This is a genomic window from Achromobacter sp. RTa (assembly GCF_000757485.1).
Lineage (GTDB): Bacteria > Pseudomonadota > Gammaproteobacteria > Burkholderiales > Burkholderiaceae_B > Achromobacter.
Map to the genome: position 1 here is coordinate 90,910 of NZ_JPYO01000043.1, position 21,040 is coordinate 111,949.

General features: G+C 63.6%; 20 protein-coding genes and 4 tRNA genes. 12 read left to right on the top strand and 12 right to left on the bottom strand.

Features of this window, described 5'->3' with window-relative positions; genetic code table 11:
• Positions 1–155: 155 nt before the first annotated feature.
• The 3 genes from JL37_RS23410 to JL37_RS23420 all read right to left on the bottom strand — a co-directional run bounded on the left by JL37_RS23410 (position 156) and on the right by JL37_RS23420 (position 2,243).
• Positions 156–923 carry a UDP-2,3-diacylglucosamine diphosphatase gene (locus JL37_RS23410; protein ID WP_043547327.1) on the bottom strand — a complete coding sequence of 256 codons (768 nt, stop codon included), beginning with the start codon at positions 921–923 and terminating at the stop codon, positions 156–158.
• Positions 916–1,425, bottom strand: a complete 510-nt coding sequence (locus JL37_RS23415; protein WP_042794482.1) for a peptidylprolyl isomerase — start codon at positions 1,423–1,425, stop codon at positions 916–918. Before JL37_RS23415 ends, JL37_RS23410 begins: the two co-directional genes overlap by 8 nt.
• Before the next feature lie 134 nt (positions 1,426–1,559).
• On the bottom strand, positions 1,560–2,243 hold the full coding sequence (locus JL37_RS23420) for a tetratricopeptide repeat protein (protein WP_043547330.1): 684 nt from the start codon (positions 2,241–2,243) through the stop codon (positions 1,560–1,562).
• 386 nt (positions 2,244–2,629) lie between these two features.
• On the opposite strand from JL37_RS23420, the gene cysS reads away from it, so the two are divergent.
• From cysS to mnmH, 7 genes are all read left to right on the top strand, one after another.
• The gene (gene cysS, locus JL37_RS23425) at positions 2,630–4,084 is read left to right on the top strand and encodes a cysteine--tRNA ligase (protein WP_043547333.1); all 1,455 of its coding nucleotides are present in this window, start codon (positions 2,630–2,632) and stop codon (positions 4,082–4,084) included.
• A gap of 20 nt (positions 4,085–4,104) precedes the next feature.
• Positions 4,105–4,749, top strand: coding sequence for a DNA-3-methyladenine glycosylase (locus JL37_RS23430; protein ID WP_043547525.1), 645 nt, complete (start codon positions 4,105–4,107; stop codon positions 4,747–4,749).
• A gap of 36 nt (positions 4,750–4,785) precedes the next feature.
• Positions 4,786–5,751: an acetyl-CoA carboxylase carboxyltransferase subunit alpha gene (locus JL37_RS23435; RefSeq protein ID WP_043547334.1), complete on the top strand. Its 966-nt coding sequence runs from the start codon at positions 4,786–4,788 to the stop codon at positions 5,749–5,751.
• 151 nt (positions 5,752–5,902) lie between these two features.
• A complete protein-coding gene (tilS, locus tag JL37_RS23440) occupies positions 5,903–6,916 on the top strand; it encodes a tRNA lysidine(34) synthetase TilS (RefSeq protein WP_231570424.1) in 1,014 nt (337 codons plus the stop codon).
• Positions 6,917–7,026: 110 nt separating this feature from the next.
• The gene (locus tag JL37_RS23445) at positions 7,027–8,292 is read left to right on the top strand and encodes an aspartate kinase (protein WP_043547335.1); all 1,266 of its coding nucleotides are present in this window, start codon (positions 7,027–7,029) and stop codon (positions 8,290–8,292) included.
• A gap of 89 nt (positions 8,293–8,381) precedes the next feature.
• Positions 8,382–8,474 (top strand) — tRNA-Ser (locus JL37_RS23450).
• Positions 8,475–8,621: 147 nt separating this feature from the next.
• The gene (gene mnmH, locus JL37_RS23455; protein WP_043547336.1) at positions 8,622–9,686 is read left to right on the top strand and encodes a tRNA 2-selenouridine(34) synthase MnmH; all 1,065 of its coding nucleotides are present in this window, start codon (positions 8,622–8,624) and stop codon (positions 9,684–9,686) included.
• Positions 9,687–9,734: 48 nt separating this feature from the next.
• Here mnmH and JL37_RS23460 read toward each other — a convergent pair whose 3' ends face one another.
• Positions 9,735–11,681, bottom strand: coding sequence for a GH25 family lysozyme (locus JL37_RS23460; RefSeq protein WP_081955183.1), 1,947 nt, complete (start codon positions 11,679–11,681; stop codon positions 9,735–9,737).
• Entirely contained in the window at positions 11,678–12,700 is a 1,023-nt protein-coding gene (locus JL37_RS23465; RefSeq protein WP_043547338.1) for a GH25 family lysozyme, read from the bottom strand. The genes JL37_RS23460 and JL37_RS23465 overlap by 4 nt, the downstream gene beginning before the upstream one ends.
• Positions 12,701–12,970: 270 nt before the next feature.
• On the opposite strand from JL37_RS23465, the gene JL37_RS23470 reads away from it, so the two are divergent.
• Positions 12,971–13,047: transfer RNA gene (locus tag JL37_RS23470), tRNA-Arg, on the top strand.
• A 76-nt stretch (positions 13,048–13,123) separates the two neighbouring features.
• Positions 13,124–13,200: transfer RNA gene (locus JL37_RS23475), tRNA-Arg, on the top strand.
• Positions 13,201–13,359: 159 nt separating this feature from the next.
• Here the strand turns inward: JL37_RS23475 and JL37_RS23480 are convergent.
• From JL37_RS23480 to JL37_RS30760, 4 genes are all read right to left on the bottom strand, one after another.
• A complete protein-coding gene (locus JL37_RS23480) occupies positions 13,360–14,136 on the bottom strand; it encodes a hypothetical protein (RefSeq protein ID WP_043547339.1) in 777 nt (258 codons plus the stop codon).
• A gap of 94 nt (positions 14,137–14,230) precedes the next feature.
• On the bottom strand, positions 14,231–15,673 hold the full coding sequence (locus JL37_RS23485; protein ID WP_043547340.1) for a DUF1254 domain-containing protein: 1,443 nt from the start codon (positions 15,671–15,673) through the stop codon (positions 14,231–14,233).
• 145 nt (positions 15,674–15,818) lie between these two features.
• Positions 15,819–16,502: a DUF3313 domain-containing protein gene (locus JL37_RS23490; RefSeq protein WP_052097570.1), complete on the bottom strand. Its 684-nt coding sequence runs from the start codon at positions 16,500–16,502 to the stop codon at positions 15,819–15,821.
• Between the two features lie 443 nt (positions 16,503–16,945).
• Positions 16,946–17,170: a DUF3079 domain-containing protein gene (locus JL37_RS30760; RefSeq protein WP_043547341.1), complete on the bottom strand. Its 225-nt coding sequence runs from the start codon at positions 17,168–17,170 to the stop codon at positions 16,946–16,948.
• A gap of 188 nt (positions 17,171–17,358) precedes the next feature.
• On the opposite strand from JL37_RS30760, the gene JL37_RS23500 reads away from it, so the two are divergent.
• A tRNA-Arg gene (locus tag JL37_RS23500) sits at positions 17,359–17,435 on the top strand.
• Between the two features lie 94 nt (positions 17,436–17,529).
• Here JL37_RS23500 and JL37_RS23505 read toward each other — a convergent pair.
• From JL37_RS23505 to JL37_RS23515, 3 genes are all read right to left on the bottom strand, one after another.
• The gene (locus tag JL37_RS23505) at positions 17,530–17,778 is read right to left on the bottom strand and encodes a hypothetical protein (protein WP_043547343.1); all 249 of its coding nucleotides are present in this window, start codon (positions 17,776–17,778) and stop codon (positions 17,530–17,532) included.
• Between the two features lie 97 nt (positions 17,779–17,875).
• Positions 17,876–18,478: a helix-turn-helix domain-containing protein gene (locus JL37_RS23510; RefSeq protein WP_043547529.1), complete on the bottom strand. Its 603-nt coding sequence runs from the start codon at positions 18,476–18,478 to the stop codon at positions 17,876–17,878.
• A 150-nt stretch (positions 18,479–18,628) separates the two neighbouring features.
• Positions 18,629–19,420 (bottom strand): NAD-dependent deacylase, encoded by a 792-nt coding sequence (locus tag JL37_RS23515; protein ID WP_043547344.1) that lies wholly within the window; start codon positions 19,418–19,420, stop codon positions 18,629–18,631.
• 167 nt (positions 19,421–19,587) lie between these two features.
• On the opposite strand from JL37_RS23515, the gene JL37_RS23520 reads away from it, so the two are divergent.
• Both JL37_RS23520 and JL37_RS23525 read left to right on the top strand, forming a co-directional pair.
• Complete coding sequence (locus JL37_RS23520; protein WP_043547345.1) at positions 19,588–20,202, top strand: cysteine dioxygenase; 615 nt, start codon at positions 19,588–19,590, stop codon at positions 20,200–20,202.
• A gap of 69 nt (positions 20,203–20,271) precedes the next feature.
• On the top strand, positions 20,272–21,033 hold the full coding sequence (locus tag JL37_RS23525; protein WP_043547346.1) for an IclR family transcriptional regulator: 762 nt from the start codon (positions 20,272–20,274) through the stop codon (positions 21,031–21,033).
• Positions 21,034–21,040: the final 7 nt, after the last annotated feature.

Sequence of the window (21,040 nt, forward strand, 5' to 3'; positions counted from 1 at the left end):
AACGAAGAACTCAAGTATTCAGCGCGCGAAACCCATGCGGCCGTGGGCAAACTGTTTTTCGGCCTACACAGGGGCATTGTCTGCCCCATGGCCGCATGGGTTTCGCGCGTTGAGCACCGAGGTTCTTGCCTAGGAACTGCCGCGCTCCGCCCATCCTACGCTTCCAAATCGTAGAACTGCAGGCCGTCGCGGTCGATGACCAGCCAGCCGCCGCGCGGCGGGGTGGCGTGGTCGCAGTCCCAGTCGGGCAGCACCCAGCGTTCGCACTTCTTGCCGTCGACTTCCAGCACGTGGCGGGCGGGGCGGTGCGTATGGCCGTGCACCAGCACGCGCACGCCCGTGTCGCGGAAGATCCCTTCGATGGCTCCGGCGTTGACGTCCATGATCTCCATGGACTTCGTCTGGTTGGCCGCCTGGCTTTCGCCGCGGGCCTGCTGGGCCATGGCCAGCCGTTCGGGGATGGTCTTGGCCAGGAATTCCGCCTGCCATTGGGGATTGCGGACCATCTGGCGGAACTGCTGGTACGCGGCGTCGTCGGTACAGAACTCGTCGCCGTGCGTCAGCAGGACCGGACCGAAATCCGTTTCCAGCAGCGCGGGCTCGGGCAGCAGCCGGGCGCCCAGGGCGCGGGCGAGCTCCTCGCCGATGAGGAAGTCGCGGTTGCCGCGGCCGAGCCACACGGGGATGCGCGCGGCGGTTTCCCGCAGCGCCGTCAGCGCCGTGGCGAGCCACGGCGGCGCGGCGCGGATCACATCGTCGCCGATCCAGGCATCGAAGATGTCGCCCGGCAGCAGCAGGGCGGCGGCTTCTTCCCGCGCGGCCTCCAGGAAGGCCAGGAAGGCCTCCGAGGTGGCCGGCGTGGCCGGCCCCAGGTGCAGGTCGGACGCCAGCCAGATGGGGCCGGGCAGGCTGATCTTATTCAAGAACTTCGGCCTTCTCGATGATGACGTCCTCGTTCGGGACGTTCTGGTGGAAGCCCTTGTTGCCGGTCTTCACGCCCTTGATCTTGTCGACCACGTCCGTGCCTTCGGTCACGGTGCCGAATACGGCGTAGCCCCAGCCGTTGGGCGTGGGTGCCGTGAAATTCAGGAAATCGTTGTTGGACACGTTGATGAAGAACTGCGCCGTGGCCGAGTGCGGATCGCTGGTGCGGGCCATGGCCAGGGTGTACTTGTCGTTCTTCAGGCCGTTGTTGGCTTCGTTCTCGATGGGGGCATGGGTCTGCTTCTGCTTCATGCCGGGTTCGAAGCCGCCGCCCTGGATCATGAAGCCATCGATCACGCGGTGGAACACCGTGCCGTTGTAGAAGCCTTCCTTGACGTAGGTCAGGAAGTTCTCGACGGTCTTGGGAGCCTTGGCGGCATCCAGGGTGATGACCATGTCGCCTTGGTTCGTTTGAAGCTTGACGCGGGGATTGGTGCTCATGGCTTTTGTGCCTTCAGAGGTGGAGGTGGAAGAGGATGCCGCCGGGGCGGCGCTGACGAGCGCCGGCGCGAATGCGGCCAGCGCGAACGAGCACGCCGTCAGGCGCAGCAGGTGGAGAGGAGAAAATCGGGACATCATTTGCCTTGTTTATCCTTCAACATGGTTTCGACTTCGCGGGCCTTGTCCTGCATGCCGGGCACGCCATCCTTGGCGGCCTTCTTGTAGGTGCGCAGGGCCTGCAGGAGCTGCAGGTCGCCCAGGTTGGCGCGCGCGGCGGCGTAGCCCGGATCGGCGCGCAAGGCCATTTGCAGGGCATCCTGCGCCTTTTCGAGCTCGCCGCGGCCCGCATATAGGGCAGCCAGATTGTTCCAAGGTTCCGGAAGCTCCGGGAACCGGTTGGTCATTTCGGTGTAGACGTCGATGGCCTCGTTCGTGCGTTGCAGGGCGGCCAGCGCGCGGGCGTGCTGGAACATCAGCTGCACGTCGGTGCCGCGCTGGTCCTTGGTTTCCGCCATGCGCTTTTCGATCAGGGCGAGCGCTTCTTCGTTGTCGCCGTGGTTCAGCAGGCGTTCGATATGCGTCGTGATCTGCGAAGGCGAGGGCGTCAGCCGCGTGTCGACGCCGGGCTTGATGGCTTCCAGCAGATTGGCCAGGCCTTCCCAGCCGCCCTCGGGCGGGATGGGATCCAGGGTGGTGCGGCTGGCGTTGGGATTTTCACCCGCGCCGCCGGCCATGGACTGGGCAAGAGGGGCTCCAACCGGCGCGCTCGCCAGGGCCAGAGCGAGCAGGGCGACGCGAAAGCGCGGCTTGATAGTCACGTGGTCATCCGTTAAAAGTCGTGGCGGGTCATCGCTTACGCGTGCGACCGGGCCGCTTGCTATACTTGACGACCACCATTTTAGCCTCGGTTGGGTTTTGGCTCGACATTGGGTGAGGGGTCCGGCAAGTATCGCCGGAAATGCGGTCCCGGAAAGACGATTGGAAGAACGATTGGAAGTGCGATCGGAAAAGAAGTGCGATCGGAAAAGAAGTGCGATCGGAAAACGATGCCGGGGCTGGGGACGGAGTTTGAGTGCGGATTCTGGATGCGGGGTCCGCATGCGGGTCTGATCCGGCCCGGCGGCACGCGTCGAGGGTATTTTCCTTCGACGGCAACTTTCCGCAACCGCCACGGAAAATTTAGACAAAGCCGAAATAAAGCGCCATGCTGCAAATCTACAACACGTTATCGCGTACCAAAGAACCGTTCAAGCCGGCCCAGCCTGGCCAGGTGCGCATGTACGTGTGCGGCATGACCGTCTACGATTTCTGCCATCTGGGCCATGCCCGCATGCTGGTGTCCTTCGACGTGGTGCAGCGCTGGCTGCGCGCCAGCGGCCTGGCGGTCGATTACGTGCGCAACATCACCGACATCGACGACAAGATCATCCGCCGCGCCGTCGAAACCGGCCGCCGCATCGGCGAGGTCACCGAGTTCTACATCGACGCCATGCACGCCGACGAGCGCGCGCTGGGTGTCGAGACGCCGGACCGCGAACCCCGCGCCACCCAGTACGTGGGCGAGATGCTGGACATCATCGGCAAGCTGGAGCAGAACGGCCTGGCCTACCAGGCCGACGACGGGGACGTGAACTACGCCGTCCGCGGCTTCGCGGGCTACGGCAAGCTTTCCGGCAAGACGCTGGACGACCTGCGCGCCGGCGAGCGGGTGGCCGTGGGTTCGGCCAAGCGCGATCCGCTGGATTTCGTGCTGTGGAAGTCGGCCAAGGCCGAGGAGCCCGCCGACACCAAGTGGGAGTCGCCCTATGGCCTGGGCCGTCCGGGCTGGCACATCGAGTGCTCGGCCATGAGCAAGGCCCTGCTGGGGCTGCCGCTGGACATCCATGGAGGCGGCCCGGACCTGAAGTTCCCGCACCACGAAAACGAAATCGCCCAGACCGAAGGCGCCTTCGGCGGCGCGCTGGCCAATATCTGGATGCATTGCGGCCCGCTCATGGTCGATTCGGACAAGATGTCCAAGTCCCTGGGTAATTTCCGCACCATCCGCCAGACCGTCGCGCTGGAAGAGCCGGCGGCCGACCAGGCCACGTACCGCGTCAACCCGCGCGAAGCCGAAATGGTGCGCTTCTTCATCGTGCGCAACCACTACCGCAGCCCGCAGAACTACACGCCGGACAACCTGGTCGACGCGCAGAACGCGCTGGACCGCCTGTACCAGGCGCTGCAGAACGTGCCCGCCGACGACCAGGGCATCGACTGGAACGAGCCCCAGGCCCAGGCCTTCAAGGCGGCCATGGACGATGACTTCAACACCTCGGGCGCCGTGGCGGCCCTGTTCGAACTGGCCTCCGAGGCCAACCGCGGCAAGAGCGCGCGCAGCGCCGGCCAGTTGAAGGCGCTGGCGGCCCTGCTCGGCCTGCTGCAGCAGCAGCCCGCGGCCTATTTCCAGTCGCCCACCCGCTATTCGGCTGCCGCGATGGAGCAGGGCGGACGCCGCGCGCTGGACGCCGAGGCCATCCAGTCCCTGATCGACGCGCGCGCGGCGGCCAAGGCCGCCCGCAACTTCGCGGAAGCCGACCGGATCCGGACGGAATTGCGCGAGGCCGGCATCGAGCTGGACGACAAACCCGGCGGCCTGACGCAATGGCGTCGCGCTTGAGCCGCCAGGATACGCCCGCCATGTCCACCGCCGATCTCGACATTCCCAAGCCTGAGTATTGGGAAACCGCCATAGCCCACCTGATGCGGCGCGACCGCATCCTGAAGAAGATCATTCCCCAGCACCCGGAGGTCTGGCTGACCTCCCGCGGCACGCCTTTCGTGACGCTGGCGCGGGCGATCATCGGGCAGCAAGTCTCCCCCAAGGCGGCCGATGCCGCCTGGACCAAGTTCATCGACGCCGTGGGCAAGCGCCCTACGCCCGTCGCCGTGCTGCGCGTTGGCCTCGAAGGCCTGCGCGCGGCTGGCCTGTCCCAGCGCAAGGCCGAGTACGTGCTCGACCTTGCCGTGCATTTCGGCGAACGGCGGGTGCATCCGGAGAAATGGGCGGCCATGGACGACGAAGCCGTCATTTCGGAGCTGGTTGCCATCCGCGGCATCGGACGCTGGACGGCGGAGATGTTTTTGATTTTCAATCTGCAGCGGCCTGACGTCTTGCCGCTGGATGATCCTGGGTTGCTCAAGGCAATCTCGCTACACTATTTCAGCGGCGAGCCTGTCTCTCGCTTCGAGGCTCGCGAAGTCTCGTTGGCGTGGCAACCCTGGCGTACCGTGGCGACCTGGTATCTGTGGCGCAGCCTGGACCCGACTCCGGTCCAGTACTGACGCACCCCGGGCAGCCCATCTACGGAACCACACTACATGCGCAATACATTCCTGGAATTCGAACAACCGCTCGCCGAGCTTGAGAACAAGATCGAGCAGCTGCGCTACGTGCAGGCCGATTCGGCGGTAGACATCTCCGACGAAATCGGACGTCTGCAGCAGAAGAGCCAGACCCTGGCCAAGGAAATCTACGCCAAGCTCACGCCTTGGCAGACCGCCTTGGTCGCCCGCCACCCGCAGCGCCCCTACACGCTGGACTACGTGCGCGAGATGTTCACCGACTTCCATGAACTGCACGGCGACCGCATGTACGCCGACGACCAGTCCATCGTCGGCGGCCTGGCGCGCTTCAACGGCACGCCCTGCATGGTCATCGGCCACCAGAAAGGCCGCGACACCAAGGAACGCGCCGCGCGCAATTTCGGCATGCCGCGTCCGGAAGGCTATCGCAAGGCCCTGCGCCTGATGCGCCTGGCCGAGAAATTCGGCATCCCCGTGTTCACCTTCGTCGACACCCCGGGCGCCTATCCGGGCATCGGCGCGGAAGAGCGCGGCCAGTCGGAAGCCATCGGCCACAACCTCTACGCCATGGCCGAGCTGAAGGTGCCGGTCATCGTCACGATCATCGGCGAAGGCGGCTCGGGCGGCGCCCTGGCCATCGCCGTGGGCAACGCCGTGCTGATGCTGCAGTACGCGACCTACGCCGTCATTTCGCCCGAAGGCTGCGCGTCCATCCTGTGGCGCAGCGCAGAAAAGGCGCCTGAAGCCGCTGAAGCGCTGGCCATCATTGCGCCCCGCCTGAAGGACCTGGGCCTGGTGGACCGCGTCGTCAACGAGCCCGTCGGCGGCGCGCATCGCGATCCGCGCGTCATGGCCCGCCTGCTGCGCCGCGCCCTGGGCGACGCCCTGCGCCAGCTTCAGGGCATGACGCCCGAAGAGCTCGTGGAGCAGCGCGTCCAGCGCCTGCTGTCCTACGGCGCCTTCCAGGAAGTGCGCGCCTGAAGCGGCCCCAGGCGCCGGCTCCGTGCCGGCGCATCGGCCACGCGCCACGCGCCATCCCATCATGACCGCCCGCCAAGCGCCCGATGCCCCCGATCGGGCCGCGGCGGGCGCATTTCATCCGCTTCCCCTGTCTCCCGATCTCGCCGGCGCCTTGCGCCGCGCGCTGCTTGCCTTGCCCGAACGCCCCGAGCGCGTGGGCGTGGCGGTGAGCGGCGGGGCGGATTCGGCGATGCTCGCCGTGCATGCGGCCGCGGTGGGGCGCGAGCTCGGCATCGGCATCGCGCTTTTCCACGTCCATCACGGCCTGATGGCCGATGCCGACGAGTGGGGGCGGCAGGTGCGCGCCCTGGCGGGCCTGCTGGCGCTGCCCGTGTTCGAGGCCCGCGTCCAGGTCGAACTGGCGGGAGGCAAGGGCATCGAGGCGGCCGCCCGCGACGCCCGCTACGCCGCGCTGGCGCAACTGGCGCGCGGCCAGGGAACGAGCCACGTGCTCCTGGCCCATCACCGCAACGACCAGGCGGAAACCGTGATCCTGCGCCTGCTGCGCGGCACGGGGCTGTCGGGCATGGCGGCCATGGCGCCCGTTTCGCGGCGCGACGGCGTGGCCTATGTGCGGCCTTGGCTGGACATCGGCCGCGAAGCCATCCTGCGGGCGGCGGAGGCCGTCGAGACGGCCTGCGGCTGGCGCCCGGTGCAGGACCCCACCAACGCCGACCCCCGCTACACGCGGGCGGCCCTGCGCCAGTTGCTGGCCCCGGTGCTGGATGCCCGTTGGCCGGGCTGGCGAGCCATCGTGGCCAGGCATGCGCGCCACATGGCGGATGCGGCCGAGATCCTGGATGAGGTGGCGCGCGAGGATTTCGCGGCGCTCGAGCCGAGCCCGGACGGGGCCAGCTTCTCGCTGCGGGCGTGGCGCGGCTTGTCCGAGGCGCGGCAGGCGCACGTCCTGCGCCATTGGCTGGAGCGCAACGGCGCCCGCATGCCTACCGACGCCCGGATGCGGGACCTGCTGCGCCAGCTGCGCGGCTTGCACAGCCTGGGCCATGACCGCCAGCTGCGGGTGGAGCAGGCCGGCCACGTCATCCGCTGCCACCGGGGCAGGGTCTGGGTGGAGCCTCGGGAGCCCGGTGCCGCGGCGCATGCGCCGGGAAATTCTCCAGATTAGCCGCTGCATGGACAGAAAATTGCGCAAACTGCGCAAAATTTTACCGTCGCGCTAGAATATACGGCTTTGCCCGTCAACCTTTTGCGGCGGGTCTCCAGCCAGAGTACGAGATGTCCCTGATCGTTCACAAATATGGCGGTACTTCGATGGGCTCGGTCGAGCGCATCAAGAACGTGGCGCGTCGCGTCGCGAAGTGGCATGCCGCCGGCCACCAGGTTGTCGTTGTTCCGTCGGCGATGGCGGGCGAAACCAATCGCCTGCTCGGCCTGGCGCGCGAGATTTCGCCCCAGCCCGACTCCCGCGAGCTCGACATGATCGCCGCCACTGGCGAGCAGGCCAGCAGCGGCCTCCTGGCCATTGCCCTGCAGGCCGAAGGCGTGCCGGCGCGCAGCTATGCCGGCTGGCAGGTGCCCGTGCGCACGGATTCGTCGTACACGAAGGCCCGCATCAGCTCCATCGACGACGCCCGCATCCGCGGCGACCTCGATGCCGGCCGCGTCGTCATCGTGACGGGCTTCCAGGGCGTCGATCCCGAAGGCCACATCACCACGCTGGGCCGCGGCGGTTCCGACACCTCGGCCGTGGCCGTGGCGGCCGCCATCAAGGCCGACGAATGCCTGATCTACACCGACGTGGACGGCGTCTACACGACCGATCCGCGCGTGGTGCCCGAAGCGCGCCGCATGGCCGTCGTTTCCTTCGAGGAAATGCTGGAAATGGCGTCGCTGGGCTCCAAGGTCCTGCAGATCCGCTCGGTTGAATTCGCCGGCAAATACCGTGTGCCGGTCCGGGTCCTGTCCTCGCTGACCGACCCGCTTATCCCGCTCGAAGAAGAAATGGTTTCGGGCACGCTGATTACTTTTGAGGAAGACGAAAAAATGGAAGCCGCCGTTGTCTCCGGCATCGCCTTCAGCCGCGACGAAGCCAAAATCACCCTGCTGGCCGTTCCGGACAAGCCCGGTATCGCCTTCTCCATCCTGGGCCCGGTCGCCGCCGCCAACATCGACGTCGACATGATCGTGCAGAACCAGTCCGTGGCCGGCACGACCGACTTCTCGTTCACCGTGAATCGCAACGAGTTCGCGCGCGCCGTGGACCTGCTCAAGCGCGAAGTCATCCCCGCCGTGGGCGCGCGCGAGCTGTCCACCGACGAGAAGGTCGCCAAGGTTTCCATCGTCGGCATCGGCATGCGCTCGCACGTGGGCGTGGCCAGCCTGATGTTCCAGACGCTTTCGCAGGAAGGCATCAACATCCAGATGATCAGCACCAGCGAAATCAAGACCTCGGTGATCATCGACGACAAGTACATGGAGCTGGGCGTGCGCGCGCTGCACAAGGCCTTCGGCCTGGACCAGGCGCCGGCCGAAAAGGCCTGAGGAACAAGGCTGCGGCACGATTTTTTTTGCGATGACGACCCGCGGGCGGGCAAGAGTGAAAAAAGTCGTGCTAGAATCTCGTTCTCTTCGGAGATGTGCCCGAGAGGCTGAAGGGGCTCCCCTGCTAAGGGAGTATGTGGCTAAAAACTGCATCGTGGGTTCGAATCCCACCATCTCCGCCAGATTCTCTCCAAGCCGGTTCCGGCCGGCCTCGGAGATAAAAAGCCCGCAATCGCGAAAGTGATTGCGGGTTTTTTCATTGCGGCCGAAGGCGGGCGGGTTCGGCCCGGCATGAGAGAATTCCGCTTTCTCCTCTTTGCGCCGCCGCCTTGAAACACCTGCTCGCCACCCTCGACCAGCTGGATGATTTCGATGAAATCATCGACGTGCGCACGCCCCTCGAATTCGCCGACGACCACATCCCCGGGGCGATCAATGCGCCGGTGCTGAGCAACGAAGAGCGCGTCGTGGTCGGCACGCTGTACAAGCAGGTGTCGCCGTTCGAGGCCTCGCGGGTGGGCGCCGCGCTGGTGGCGCGCAACATCGCCGCGCATCTGGACACCACCTTCTCGGAGCGGCGCCAGGGCTGGCGGCCGCTGATCTATTGCTGGCGGGGCGGCACGCGCTCGGGCTCCATGACGACCATGTTCAACATGATCGGCTGGCGCGCCCGGCAGCTCGACGGCGGCTACAAGGCGTATCGCCAGGGGACGCTGAAGGCCTTGGACAAGCTGCCCGCGACCTTGCAATACATCGTGCTGGCGGGGCCGACCGGCAGCGGCAAGACGCGCCTGCTGAACGCGCTGGCACGGGCGGGCGCGCAGACGCTGGACCTGGAGCGCCTGGCCTCGCACCGGGGCTCCCTGCTCGGGGCGTGGGCGGGCGTGCCGCAGCCCACGCAAAAGGGTTTCGATACGCTGCTTGCGCAGGACCTGCGCGCGTTCGATCCGTCGCAGCCCGTGTTCGTCGAAGCCGAAAGCCGCAAGATCGGAGCGGTCGCCTTGCCGGCGGCGCTGCTGGCCGCCATGCACGCCAGCCCGTGCGTCGAGGTCAGGTCCAGCCGCGAGGACAGGGCAGCCTTTCTGCTGCAGGACTACGCGCACCTGTTCGACGACCCGCATTCCCTCAAGGCCCAGCTGCAGCGCATGATCGGCCTGCACAGCCGCGAACGGGTGGGGGGCTGGCAGGCCCTGGTCGACCAGGGCGAGCGCGTGGAGCTGGCGCGCGAACTGATAGACCTGCACTACGACCCGGCCTACGCCCGCAGCTGCCACGCGCATTTCGCGCGGCTGCCGCAGGCGCTGCGCCTGGATTTCCGCCCCAACGATGCGGACGTGGTCGAGCAGGCGAGGGTGCTGCTGGCCAGGCTGGATGCGGCGGGCGCTGCGTTCTGAGCCGGGCCCGTATTGGCAATGTATTGGGTGCCACGTGGGGGGGCTCGCTTAATCGATCGCCCTCAAGGCTACATTCCCTTTCCCGTCTTTGAACAGGCGGTACTGCGCTTCGGTTCCAAAGAACACTTCGCCGGTGGTTTTGGGGCCTACGCCCTTGACATTGAGCGTGCCGGAGTATTGCCAAAGCGTCCAGGGATTTCGGCCGCTCAACTTTACTCCCGTCGCTCCATAGCTACCCAGCCAAATCATGAACTCGTTGGAACGATCATCCAGGAACGTCGCCAGGTTGTAGCGATTCCCGTAGAGCAGCGGGGTTTTTTTATAGTGGTCGCGAATCCTGGATGCCAGATCGAGGATGCCTGTCTTGGCCTGGTTCGTTCCGATGGTCTGCAGGCAATCCAGCTGTCGCTTGCTTTCGCCTTTGGGATGTACGATTTCTATTGCAACGGGCAAGGAGTCGGGCTCGAAGGGTACGATATGGGCCATACGTTTCATCTGATCGGCGGGTGATAGGCAGTAGTCGTACTTCAGGTAGGCTCCCCGATCTATCTGCAGGGCTTTGGCGTTCGACCAACGGTTTTTGAAGGTCTGATCAGGACCTGCCCAGCCTGCGGCCCGGGCGTAGATGAAGCGAGGGAAGTTCTCGCGTGAAAATGTCTTCCAATCGATCTCTCCGTCGGCCGATGACAGATCGAAGCCTTTGATCGGGTAAATATCCGGCGGCTTGAAGATCTTTATTTCAGGTCTGCCGGGAATGCCGCTGACAGGTCCTGGCGGCACAACTATCCCTTCAGTAGTTCGCGATTTACTTGGCGGCTGGGGGAGATTGACGGGCGTGGCGGTGGCCGTGACTACAGCGTCAGGAACGCCGAACTTATCGGGCTTCGAAGGTGGTGGAGATATGCCGTAGGCATTGGCGGCTGTCATGGTGCCGCCGTTGCCGCGGTCAGACAAGAAGAAAAAGCCGCCGAAGGCAATGCCTTGTTGCGCTGGACCTATCCAAGGCGCGCTAAGGTTGAACTTGGAATCCGCTTTGGAGTTAAGACGCACAATCTTGGCGTAGCTGCTGGAAAGGTAGGTCGTCAACGCAAGCGTGCGCGTGAGGCCTTTCTGCTGAACCCTTTCTCCGTCGTCGCCAATGACGCTATAGGCCTCCCAATACAGCGGATCCGCCTCACCGGTGGAAACGCCCTCGATGATCAAATCGAAGAAGATACTGCCTCGTTTAGGAATCAGTGAGAGTACAAAGTCGTCGCTGGATCCCGCTGTGAGCGCGTAGGAGCCTCGTTGCACGAATGTGTCTGGATTTCCGCCTGGCTTGCCACTGGTAAAGAAATTCCCGCCGTAGCACGCGTTGACGAGAGTAAGGACGTGGAAATAGCGCGCTGCGAGCGCTTCCACTGCCGAGGCGAATTCTTGCATGCGATACATGTTTTCGAATCCGCCTGGGTCTTTGGCCGCGCTCAATACAAACGCGGCAGGTACGTCGGTCTGTCCGTCTGATGTTCCATATCGACCGTGGCCAGAGTAGGCGATCAGGAGTCTAGCCATCTTATTAAATTCTGTTGCGCGATTTGGCAGGTACTTGTGCAGAAAGTAGTTGATGTTGTCGGCCGATGCGTTCTCGTTTCGCAGCACAATAACTTCATCAAATTTCTGATTCTCGATGAGAAACCGTACAAGACGGTCACCGTCCACCTTGGCTGCGGGCAGGTTGCCGTTCGGCATGTTCGGATACGAGTCGATGGCGATCACCAACCCTATGGCTCGCGTGGCGCTGCTATCGGAGACGCGCAATGCATCTTTTATGCGGATGTCTAACTGGCGGCTCCCAGGCGTGGCGTCAAAATGCTCGAAATATGGGCAATATTTGGCTTCATGAGCGGGGGCGCCGTTCGCGCATGTTCCGGAATAGGGTTCTGGCTCCGCTCCGAAGGCGGCTGCGGTCAACGAGACGGCAATGCACCCGAATTTCAGCGTTGCTGGATGTTTCATTGGAACGCCTTGACGCTAAGGATGGTATAGAACGAGGCAGGCTCGCCCTTGAAAATATTGGCATCGAAAGCTTCGTTGAAGCCGATGGCCATCTTGGCCGAGTCCGTGTATTGCCACAGCGCCCATTTAGTGCCATTGATGGTCCTGGGCGTTTCATTCGCCTGGGATGTCTTGGAGTAGTCCGCTATCCATAGCGGATACCGTGAAAGGGACTCCATCTTTTTTTCGGAGCCTATCCGCTCGTTCCACCATGACCGGGCCGTGTAGATCATCGGTCTGCGACCGAGTTCTGTTTCGACGACTGACAGAAAAGCGACGAGTATTTCGATAATTTCGTCGGGCTTGCGTTCCGTCCAGCGATCTTTAGATGCCGAACTGGCCTTGTCCCACTCCAAGTCCACGACAGGGGGCATGTCTGTTTCGAGCAGCCCTCCGTTTGCTTTGATGACCTTGACGAATGTTCTGCCTTGGGCCTTTCCCCATTCCGCCGGAGGGATTGTGCCGTCGCCGCTGGAGAGAAAGTGGTAGGCGCCGCGATGAACTTCGCTGCCCTTCGGCAACTTTCCCGTTCGGCTCCAAAAGGTTGAGAACTTTGGGTCGAGAAACTTGGCGCCCTGCGTGGCCTTCATGTAGATGAAGTGAACTTCCCTTTTGCGCAGTTGTTCAATGGGAAATGCTGGGTGGGTGTGATGGCTGATATCCACGCCGAACAACGAGTTTGTGCGTGGAGTCTTGAGAACCGCATCTACTTTGACATCGTCGGGGAAGCGGAAGGCATTGTAAAGATTGAAATACTGGGAGGGGTCTGTGGATCCTGCCGCCGCGTCTATTTTCAGGATTTCGTTGAACAGGTCCTTACGAGAAAGATCGTTGGTCAGATCGACCAGTCCAAGGGCTGCGGCGCTCGTGGTGGTGGCCGCTTCGGCGGGTGTCGTAACCTGAGCGTAGGCGGATTGCTGCGCAATTACCGTAGCGAGAGCGGCCAGGGGGAGCTTCAAGTGACGAAGATGGGAGAGCATAGAAACGCACCTCTTCAAAAGAAGTAGCCGGCCACTTATTGAGATGTTCCTCACTCATCTTTGAGCGATTGTTTGAGGCGGGTAGGTGGCAGGTTCGGATAGGCACGAGATACGCACGTTTTTTACTGCTGAGCCGGGCCGCGCGACAATGATGAGAATGCACCCCTTCCTGTGCATCGGCCGCCTCGGCAGTCCCCACCACCCAGGTCTCTAGGACGGGGCTTGCGCAGTCTATGAAATAACGCTATCATGCAAGGCTTGCTTTGAAACGCGCCCGTAGCTCAGCTGGATAGAGTACCTGGCTACGAACCAGGGGGTCGTAGGTTCGAATCCTGCCGGGCGCGCCAAAAAACAAGCAAGAACTAAGCAATACAGAAGTAGAAGGGCAAGATTTTTCTGATATAATTTTGCCTCTTTGCCGGAGCGCCCGTAGCTCAGCTGGATAGAGTACCTGGCTACGAACCAGGGGGTCGTAGGTTCGAATCCTGCCGGGCGCGCCAAGTTTCACGCAAACTTGGCCAATACAGCAAAGAAAATGGAAAGGCCTTTGATCTCGCATCGAAGGCCTTTTTGTTTTGTGCCGCGTTTCGCGGTTTGCTTGCGCCGCCTGCCGCCGGAGATGCACGCCAGTGCAGCCCTGGATGCCGGCGTGGCAGCTCCTAGAAGCGGATCGTCAAGCCGGCCATCGGGCCTTGCAGCACGGTGTCGAATTTGAAGTTCCCTTTGCTGTAGTCCACGCCCACGGCGCGGTAGCCCAGGGCGGCCGAGACGTTCTTGCTGATGTTGTAGCCGACGCCTAGCCCCAGATCCCAATCCGCTTCTGCTCCGCCCGCGCCGATCAGCCCCCAGCCGGTGAGGTAGAACTTGGGGCTCAGAACGTAGTTTCCACGCACGCCCACCAAGCCGTCCACCCACGTGGCCCCGTCGCTGCGCGTCCGGCCATTCAGGTGCGCGCCCTTCAGGGTGATGTCGGTGTCGACCGACCACACCCGCAGCCCAGCGACGACATCCAGCCGGTGCGGCGAGTTCTCGAGGACGTTATAGCCCACGCCCAGCAACCCGGCGAAGGTCGACGTCTTTACGTCGGCGCTGGTCGCCAGGATGCCGCGAGGGGTATCTCCCTGCGCGCCGATCTTGGTATAGATCAGATCGCCGAAAATGCTGTAGCGGCCTTTGCGCGCATCGCCGATCAGCATCGCGCCGAAGTCGAGGTTATCGAACAGTTTGTCGAAACCCGCGTTCAGATCGATTACCGGCAAGCGGGGTTGGGATACCTTTCCGGAAAGCCCCGCCGCCCAGAAATAGGGAGTTATTGCAAACTCCCATTCATCCGAGCGCTGCGCGTCCGTGGCCGCAACGGCACCCGGTTCGGCGCCAAAGCCGGATCCGGCGTAGAGCAGGCCGCAGACCAGGCAGCCGGTGATTTTCTTTTTCATCGCAAACCCTCCCCAGGGGGAGGCGCGATGGATCGAATCCAGCGCGCCTCCATGAGCGCAAATCCAGCCAGGCGCCGTCGGCGCAATCCCGGTGTCAGCTCACCCTTCTTACGGGGGGGATGCTCCATGAGCCATTGATGATCGACGGATCGCTCTCGTTGGGCCAATAGAGGCGCATCATCAGGATGAACGGCCCCTTGGGCGCGGGCAGCCAATTCGATTCCAGCTCGGGGCCGGGGGATTCATGCTGTATGAGCAGATCGATCGAACCGTCCGGTTTCGCCTTCAATGGCTGGCGGGCGCTGATGGAGTAGCGGTTCAGCGGGTTGTCGACGAAGAAGTAGGCCGCGTCGTACATGGTCAGGGACCAGAACCCCGAAACGGGAGGCGTGAGCCCCTTCTTGAAGGTCAGCACGTATTTCTCGGATCCGTTGTAGGCGCGCTTGATGGCGCCGCTATCCGACTTCAGCGACGTGGGATAGATGGCGTCCTGCGGGCGGTTGGCGCCCAGGCCGATCGCTGTGATCAGGGCGCGCTGGATATAGTTGGTGCCGTAGATTCCGGTCTTCGTCGTGAACCCCCAGCCGTCGATGTCCTGGATGTCGCCGTCGCTGTCCTTGAAGTGCGTCATGATCCTGCCGAAGCCCACTTGCGGGATGCGTTTTGCAAGGGCAGGGTCGAGCTTGGTCTTGTCGAAATCCCGGCCCGGCACGATGCCTATCGAAGCAAGCTTCTCCACCATGGGCGCGTCGGCGGCGTTCGGCGGATTTCTCTTCAGCAGCTCTGAAAACAGCGTGAAGTACTCAACCGCGTCCATATCGTTGACCTGGTCGCGCACGGACTTTTTCATGTCTATGCCTGGATCGACCTTGCCCTGGGGAGGCGTCCATTCCTTGCCCCACGCGCTCAGCGGACAGAGCTTCACCTCGTCCTGGAGCTTGTGGACTGCGGCATAGTCTTCCGGCGTGCCGGCGCAGTAAATGCGGCCCAGCAGCCAGACGATGCTGGTGGGCGATTTGTATTGGACCATGCCTTGGGGGATCGATCCTTCCCACTTCGGCCCGGTCACCACGAAGGTCTGCTGGCCCGTGCCGGTCGTGCGTTTTCCGGGCACGTCGAACACCGTCGTCCAGCCGTCCAGCATCGGGAACAGAGCGTAGCGGTCGTGCAGATCGGGCAGGCTCACCACCCAGGGTTCGTCACCCACATCGAAGAAGGCCGTGGTGTAAAGAGTATCGGCATTGGGCGCCGTCACGTCGCGGAACTTGGCATCCGGATAGTGGCGCAATTTGATGAGCTGCCCCATCGGCGCCCGTGTTCCCTTCGGTTCGGCGACATTGGTTATGACCCTTCTGGTCATTTCCATCGTCACGAGGGGGTAGGCATAAATATAGGCGTCGGTCGCCAGCGCGAACTGTTCATTGCCTTCCGGCAAGTCCGCCACCAAGCCGTCGGCGGCATGGGCGCGCGCTCCCAGGGCGCTGGTAGCGAGCAGGCCAAGGCTGGCTGCGTTGAATTTGCGACGTGTTAGCTTCATTTTTATCGCTCCAATATGATATGTGCTGAAGTTCACGAGAGGCTTCAAACAAAACGATTTTTTTCGAGCTAATTGAACCGCGGTAATCTGGATGGGCTGGTTTTTCCGTGGCGCGTGCCGAGGCGCGGGCCCCGCCGCATTATCTTTACTGGACGTATTTCCGGATTTCCTGGGCGGCTCCCGTCGTCCATTCGTCGATCAGCGGCTGCAGCTTGGATAATTGGACGCCGCCACTGCCTTGCGTGGCGTTCGCGACCCGTTCGCCAGTGCCTCCCCGGACGGACGCGTACAACAGGTCGCCCGACATGCTGTCCGTGACCCTGGATTCGATGGCGACCGTCGCGTCGCGCGGCATGCCTCCTTCCAGAGCAGCCTTGGCGCCGGTCATGACCAGGGCGATGGGAATGTACTGGTAGGCCTCCAACGACTGCGTCCGGGTTCCGACCGCAGTGATCGCGATCCGCACATGGGCCACGCCGGGCCCGGCCCGATCGACCAGCCTTACCTGCTCGCCGATTTTGCGCCGCAGCGTGTCGTTGACCGCATTGCGGATCTGCACCAAGGTTTCCATCGATACGTCCGCGGAGGGTTTGGGCTCCGGGTAATAGACGATGGGGTCGAGCCAGACTGCGTGATAGCGCGCTGGGGTGAAGGCGGAGTTCAAGTAAACCAGGCGAGTGCCGCCGCCAGGAGCGGGGGCCTGGCGCAGCATCGAGTAGTCCGAAAGGAATCCTGATTCCTGCGCCGGCGGGGCGGTGGAGCATCCGGCGGCCAGGGCTGCAGTTGAGATACCCAGGAAAAATGTGCGCAACAAGTTTTTGATCTTCATGCGACTTCCTTTGGATGGAAATAGGGACAAGTAATCCCGGCGGCGGGCGCGGCGCCGAGGGCATTTCGTGTGGAAGGAATCCCCGCTTGTGAAAGGCATAATCTGTCCGGTTTGCACAAAAATCCAATTATTTTTTTGATGTTTAAGTTTTGCGGCGGCGGATGCGTGAACTAGGTTTTTCGGACTATTTCTTCAGCTCCTTCATGGTTTGATCGCGCGCGGAATATCTTTCCCGATCTGAAAATTCGCGCGGCGAAAACATGGAGTTTCCGATCGGCGGCAGGGAAAACGTAGGCTAGAGGCAAGCGCAGCGGGCCACCACTCATTTCACGCCAACACCCGAATGGCGGCGCGCGATGGGGCCCGCCTGTGCATGGCGAGCGATAGCGGCAAGGAGAAGAGGGGGCGGCGTGTCCGTGGAAGGCGCGCGGCGGCCCGGGGGATCAGGACGCCGGCTGCGGCTTCGCGCCGCCATCCTGGGGCTGTGCTTCGTCGTCGTCGAAGCCCCAATCGCCCACCGTGTACCAATCCTCGCCCAGCAGTTCGGCGGGGTGCATGGTGCGGCCCGAACCGTTGCCGCAGGCTAGCGAATCGGTGGAGCAGTAGCGGTCGCAGCCCCAGCAAATGCGCTCGGGGTGCTTGGGGTGCAGGGGAAACTTCTTGGCCATGCCGAATGCCTGATGTCTGGTCCGCGCCGGGGAGGATCCGTCGCGTACATATCCAGCGTACTGCGCAGGCCGGCCGCCTATCTTGATCTGGCGCAAACTAGGCGCCGGCGATGGCGGATGGCGCGTCTGGGGGGGCATCCGATTTGCGCGCCACGCTTTTTCCATGGTATAAACACGCCTCTTTCGGGGCGCCCGTAGCTCAGCTGGATAGAGTACCTGGCTACGAACCAGGGGGTCGTAGGTTCGAATCCTGCCGGGCGCGCCAACCCAATTTGGAATTGCGGAATTGCCGCGGTTCCCCGCGAAAGAAAAAGCGGCTTGATGACCTGTCATCAAGCCGCTTTTGTTTTGGATGCCATTTATTGCCGGCGTCGGTCCACCGCCGTCAATGCCGTGCCGCTCTTTAGCAGCTGATAGGCCTGCCCGCCCAGCCATGCGACCTTGTCGCCTGCGCTGGTACGGCACACGCAGTGGGTTTTGGGGTCGAAGCGGGACGTTCCCAGCGCGGAGTAGGCGTCGGGATCCGAGACAAAGCGTTCAATGCGATACAGCGTGCCATCCGGGGCGGTGGCGAGGACGTCGGTAAGTCGTCTTGCTGTGCCGAGCATATTCATACCTCCATGCGCGGGTCATTATGTATGCGGCGCCAAAGTCATTGGAGCATTTCAGAGCGCCAGGCGGGAAGTTTGATGTTCCGGCGCTGGGTCAATGAAAATGTCCTCCTAACAATGAATCATCGAGCTGTTCCGGAGATACGCCCAGGGCTTCCGACACGCGGTCCAGGATGGCCTGCCGGGGCCGCGGGCGCGGCCGTTCCAGTTCGATATAGATGGAGTGGTCGACGCCTAGCCGGGCAGCCATGTCAGCGGTGCTGATCTTGAGATGCTCGCGCCATGCGCGTATCAGGCTCCAGTCGTTGCCGGTTTTCAAATTGACGACAGCTAATGGTACGTGGCCTTGGCCCGCGGCAAGTTTCTTGCGCTGGACAGGTTTTCTGCGCGCATCGCGCACGCCTGCTTTCGGGGTGCCGCTTTTGCGGGATTCGCCGCGAGGCGTGGTGACGACGGATTCGGCGGTGAAGATCGCGCCGCCATTCAACTGGCGGTATTGGTCGTTGCCGATCCAGGAGAGCGTCTCGCCATTGTCGAGCATGCATTCGCAATCCAGATGGTAATTGCTGGGCATGCTTTCGAGCTTGGCGATGGTTTCCGTGGTCGTGGCGTGACGCACCACACGATGCAGAACACCGTCTGGCGAGCGTACGAACACGTCGGGAAGTCTCCAGGAAAACGGAATGATGGTCTCCACGGCCAAACCTATTCCGTCACTGTATCCCGCAGCGCGGAAGGAGGGATTTGGGGTTTCCCCTGGCACCGCGGACGGCGTGGATCCCGCGCGACATAGGCGCTCCACATCCTCACGAATCTTCACTCCGCGAGACGCGCGGGCAGCGTTGTGCTAGGGCGTTTGCGGCGGTTCGAATCCCGCGCTGGCGAGCAGCCCGGGCATGATCTCGGCGGCGGCGCCGCGCAGGTTGTGATGGGCGCGCGCATCCAGCGGCGTGGCGGCGGGATTGATCTGCGCCACCATCGCGCCCGCGGCCAGCGCGCGCTGCGGAAGCTCGGCCGCCGGATAGACCAGCGCAGAGGTTCCGATGCTCAACAGCAGGTCGCAGTGCTCCGCGGCATGGATGGCGGCATTCCAGGCATCGCCGGGCAGGCTTTCGCCGAACCACACGACGCCCGGCCGGACCGCCGAGCCGCAGCGTGTACATGCGGGCGGGGCGATGCGCCGCCCTTCCTCCGGTTCGGAGGGGATGCCGTCGGCAAAGATTTGCGGCGCTTCGCAAGCGGAGCAGCGCGGCGCATGCAGACTTCCATGCAGGTGCGCGACACCGGTGCTGCCAGCCCGCTCGTGCAGGTCGTCCACGTTCTGCGTGACGACGGTGAGCCCGGGCACGTGCCGCGCCAGCTGCGAAATGGCGCGATGCGCGGCGTTCGGCTCGGCGCGCAGCACCTGGGCGCGCCGCCATTCGTACCAGCCCCAGACGATGTCGGGATGGGAGCGAAACGCCTCGGGCGTGGCGAGCGCCTGCGCGTCGAAGCGGGACCACAGGCCCGTCAGGGCATCCCGGAAAGTGGCGATACCGCTTTCGGCGGAGACGCCCGCGCCGGTGAATACGACAACGCGGCGCGCCTCTTGCAACGCGCGCGCCAGCGTGGCGGGAATGTCTTGATGCGGATTCTTCATGATCTATCCTGAACGCAGTCCGATACGCTGCACGGCCCGGCTCGGGCCTGTCAAGAATAGCCTGCGACGATGGCCGTGCCCGCCGCAGGGGCATGGATGCGCATCCGTCCCGAATGGTGGATACTGCTTTTTCAATCTGGGATTTCGATCCGTCTTGGAGAAACGCAATGCCTGAATCACCCGCCGGCCTGGACCGGCTGCGCCGTTTCATCGCCACCGCGACGCGGCTGGCGTCCCCGAACGCGCTGGAGCAGAGCGCGGAGCTCGAAGCCGCATTCGCCGATCTGGTGCGCCACGATGACTGGCTGCCCGAGTCCTGTACCGCGCCGCATCCGCAGTACTACCAGCAATATTTGCTGCACTGCGACCCGCTTGAGCGGTTTTCGCTGGTGAGCTTCGTGTGGGGGCCGGGGCAGTCCACGCCGGTGCATGATCACGAGGTCTGGGGCTATGTGGGGATGCTGCGCGGTGCTGAAGTGAACCAGCGCTACGTCCGCGACACGGCGGGCCGCATCGCGCCCGAGGGCGCCGCCACCACGCTTCAGGCGGGCGACGTGGAGCGCCTGTCGCCGGCCGAAGGGGACATCCACCGCGTCTCCAATGCGCACGCGGACCGCGTGTCCATCAGCGTGCACATGTACGGCGGCAATATCGGTGCGGTGTCGCGCCATGTCTACGACCCCGCCACCGGGCAGGCCAAGCCGTTCGTATCGGGCTATTCCTCGGCAAGCGTGCCGAATCTGTGGGACCGTTCGGAAGCCGTGCGGGCCGCCATCGCCTAGCGCGACGCGAAAGCCTGTTCCCGCACGGCGTCTCGTGCTATGTTTCCGTCCTAAATATTAGGAAAAACCATGGACAAGACGCTGCTCAAAGGCCTCATGGTGTTGGAGGCGGTGACCGACGTGGACAATCCGCCGCGCACCATCGACGCGCTGGCGGCCCGGGTGGGGCTGACCCGCAGCAACACCCACCGCACCCTGCAGACGCTGATACACGCCGGCTACGTGATCAAGGACGACGACGGCGGCGGCTATCGCGGCGCCGTGCGCCTGTTCGAGCTTGCGGCCCGCCAGTTGGCGCAACTGGATGTGCGCAAGCTGGCCGCGCCGTTCATGCGCGCGCTGGCGGACCATACCGGCGAAACCGTGCACCTGTCGGTGCTGGACGGTTTCGACGTGGTCTACATCGACAAGATCGACAGCCCGCAACCGATACGCGCCTATTCCATGGTGGGAGGGCGGGCTCCCGCCTATGCCGTGGCAACCGGCAAGGCCTTGCTGGCCTATCAGGCCGACGGCTATGTCGAACGCTATGCCGACAAGCTGTTGCGCCACACGCCTTCGACCATCGTGTCCATGCCCCTGCTGAAGGACGAGCTGCACAAGATCGCGCGCGCCGGCTACGCGGTCAACCGGGGAGAATGGCGCGAAGGCGTGGGCGGGTTGGCCGTGACCGTGCTCAACAGCCTGGACCAGCCCGTGGCCGCGGTGGGCATATCCGGCCCATTGGACCGCTTGAGCGCGGCCAGGATGAAGCAATTGGCGCCCGAGGTGTCGGCCTGCGCCCAGTCCATTTCGCAGGGGATGGGCTACCGCCGGGGTTTTCTGGGCTAGGGCCTGT

Bases quoted from the DNA above. Each gene is read 5' to 3' on its own strand.
- JL37_RS23445 (WP_043547335.1), top strand. From the start codon at position 7,027: ATGTCCCTGATCGTTCACAAATATGGCGGTACTTCGATGGGCTCGGTC.
- JL37_RS23525 (WP_043547346.1), top strand. From the start codon at position 20,272: ATGGACAAGACGCTGCTCAAAGGCCTCATGGTGTTGGAGGCGGTGACC.
- JL37_RS23430 (WP_043547525.1), top strand. From the start codon at position 4,105: ATGTCCACCGCCGATCTCGACATTCCCAAGCCTGAGTATTGGGAAACC.
- JL37_RS23465 (WP_043547338.1), bottom strand. From the start codon at position 12,700: ATGCTCTCCCATCTTCGTCACTTGAAGCTCCCCCTGGCCGCTCTCGCT.
- JL37_RS23480 (WP_043547339.1), bottom strand. From the start codon at position 14,136: ATGAAAAAGAAAATCACCGGCTGCCTGGTCTGCGGCCTGCTCTACGCC.
- JL37_RS23505 (WP_043547343.1), bottom strand. From the start codon at position 17,778: ATGCTCGGCACAGCAAGACGACTTACCGACGTCCTCGCCACCGCCCCG.
- JL37_RS23415 (WP_042794482.1), bottom strand. From the start codon at position 1,425: ATGAGCACCAATCCCCGCGTCAAGCTTCAAACGAACCAAGGCGACATG.
- cysS (WP_043547333.1), top strand. From the start codon at position 2,630: ATGCTGCAAATCTACAACACGTTATCGCGTACCAAAGAACCGTTCAAG.
- JL37_RS23485 (WP_043547340.1), bottom strand. From the start codon at position 15,673: ATGAAGCTAACACGTCGCAAATTCAACGCAGCCAGCCTTGGCCTGCTC.
- JL37_RS30760 (WP_043547341.1), bottom strand. From the start codon at position 17,170: ATGGCCAAGAAGTTTCCCCTGCACCCCAAGCACCCCGAGCGCATTTGC.
- JL37_RS23490 (WP_052097570.1), bottom strand. From the start codon at position 16,502: ATGAAGATCAAAAACTTGTTGCGCACATTTTTCCTGGGTATCTCAACT.
- JL37_RS23460 (WP_081955183.1), bottom strand. From the start codon at position 11,681: ATGAAACATCCAGCAACGCTGAAATTCGGGTGCATTGCCGTCTCGTTG.
- JL37_RS23520 (WP_043547345.1), top strand. From the start codon at position 19,588: ATGCCTGAATCACCCGCCGGCCTGGACCGGCTGCGCCGTTTCATCGCC.
- JL37_RS23435 (WP_043547334.1), top strand. From the start codon at position 4,786: ATGCGCAATACATTCCTGGAATTCGAACAACCGCTCGCCGAGCTTGAG.
- JL37_RS23515 (WP_043547344.1), bottom strand. From the start codon at position 19,420: ATGAAGAATCCGCATCAAGACATTCCCGCCACGCTGGCGCGCGCGTTG.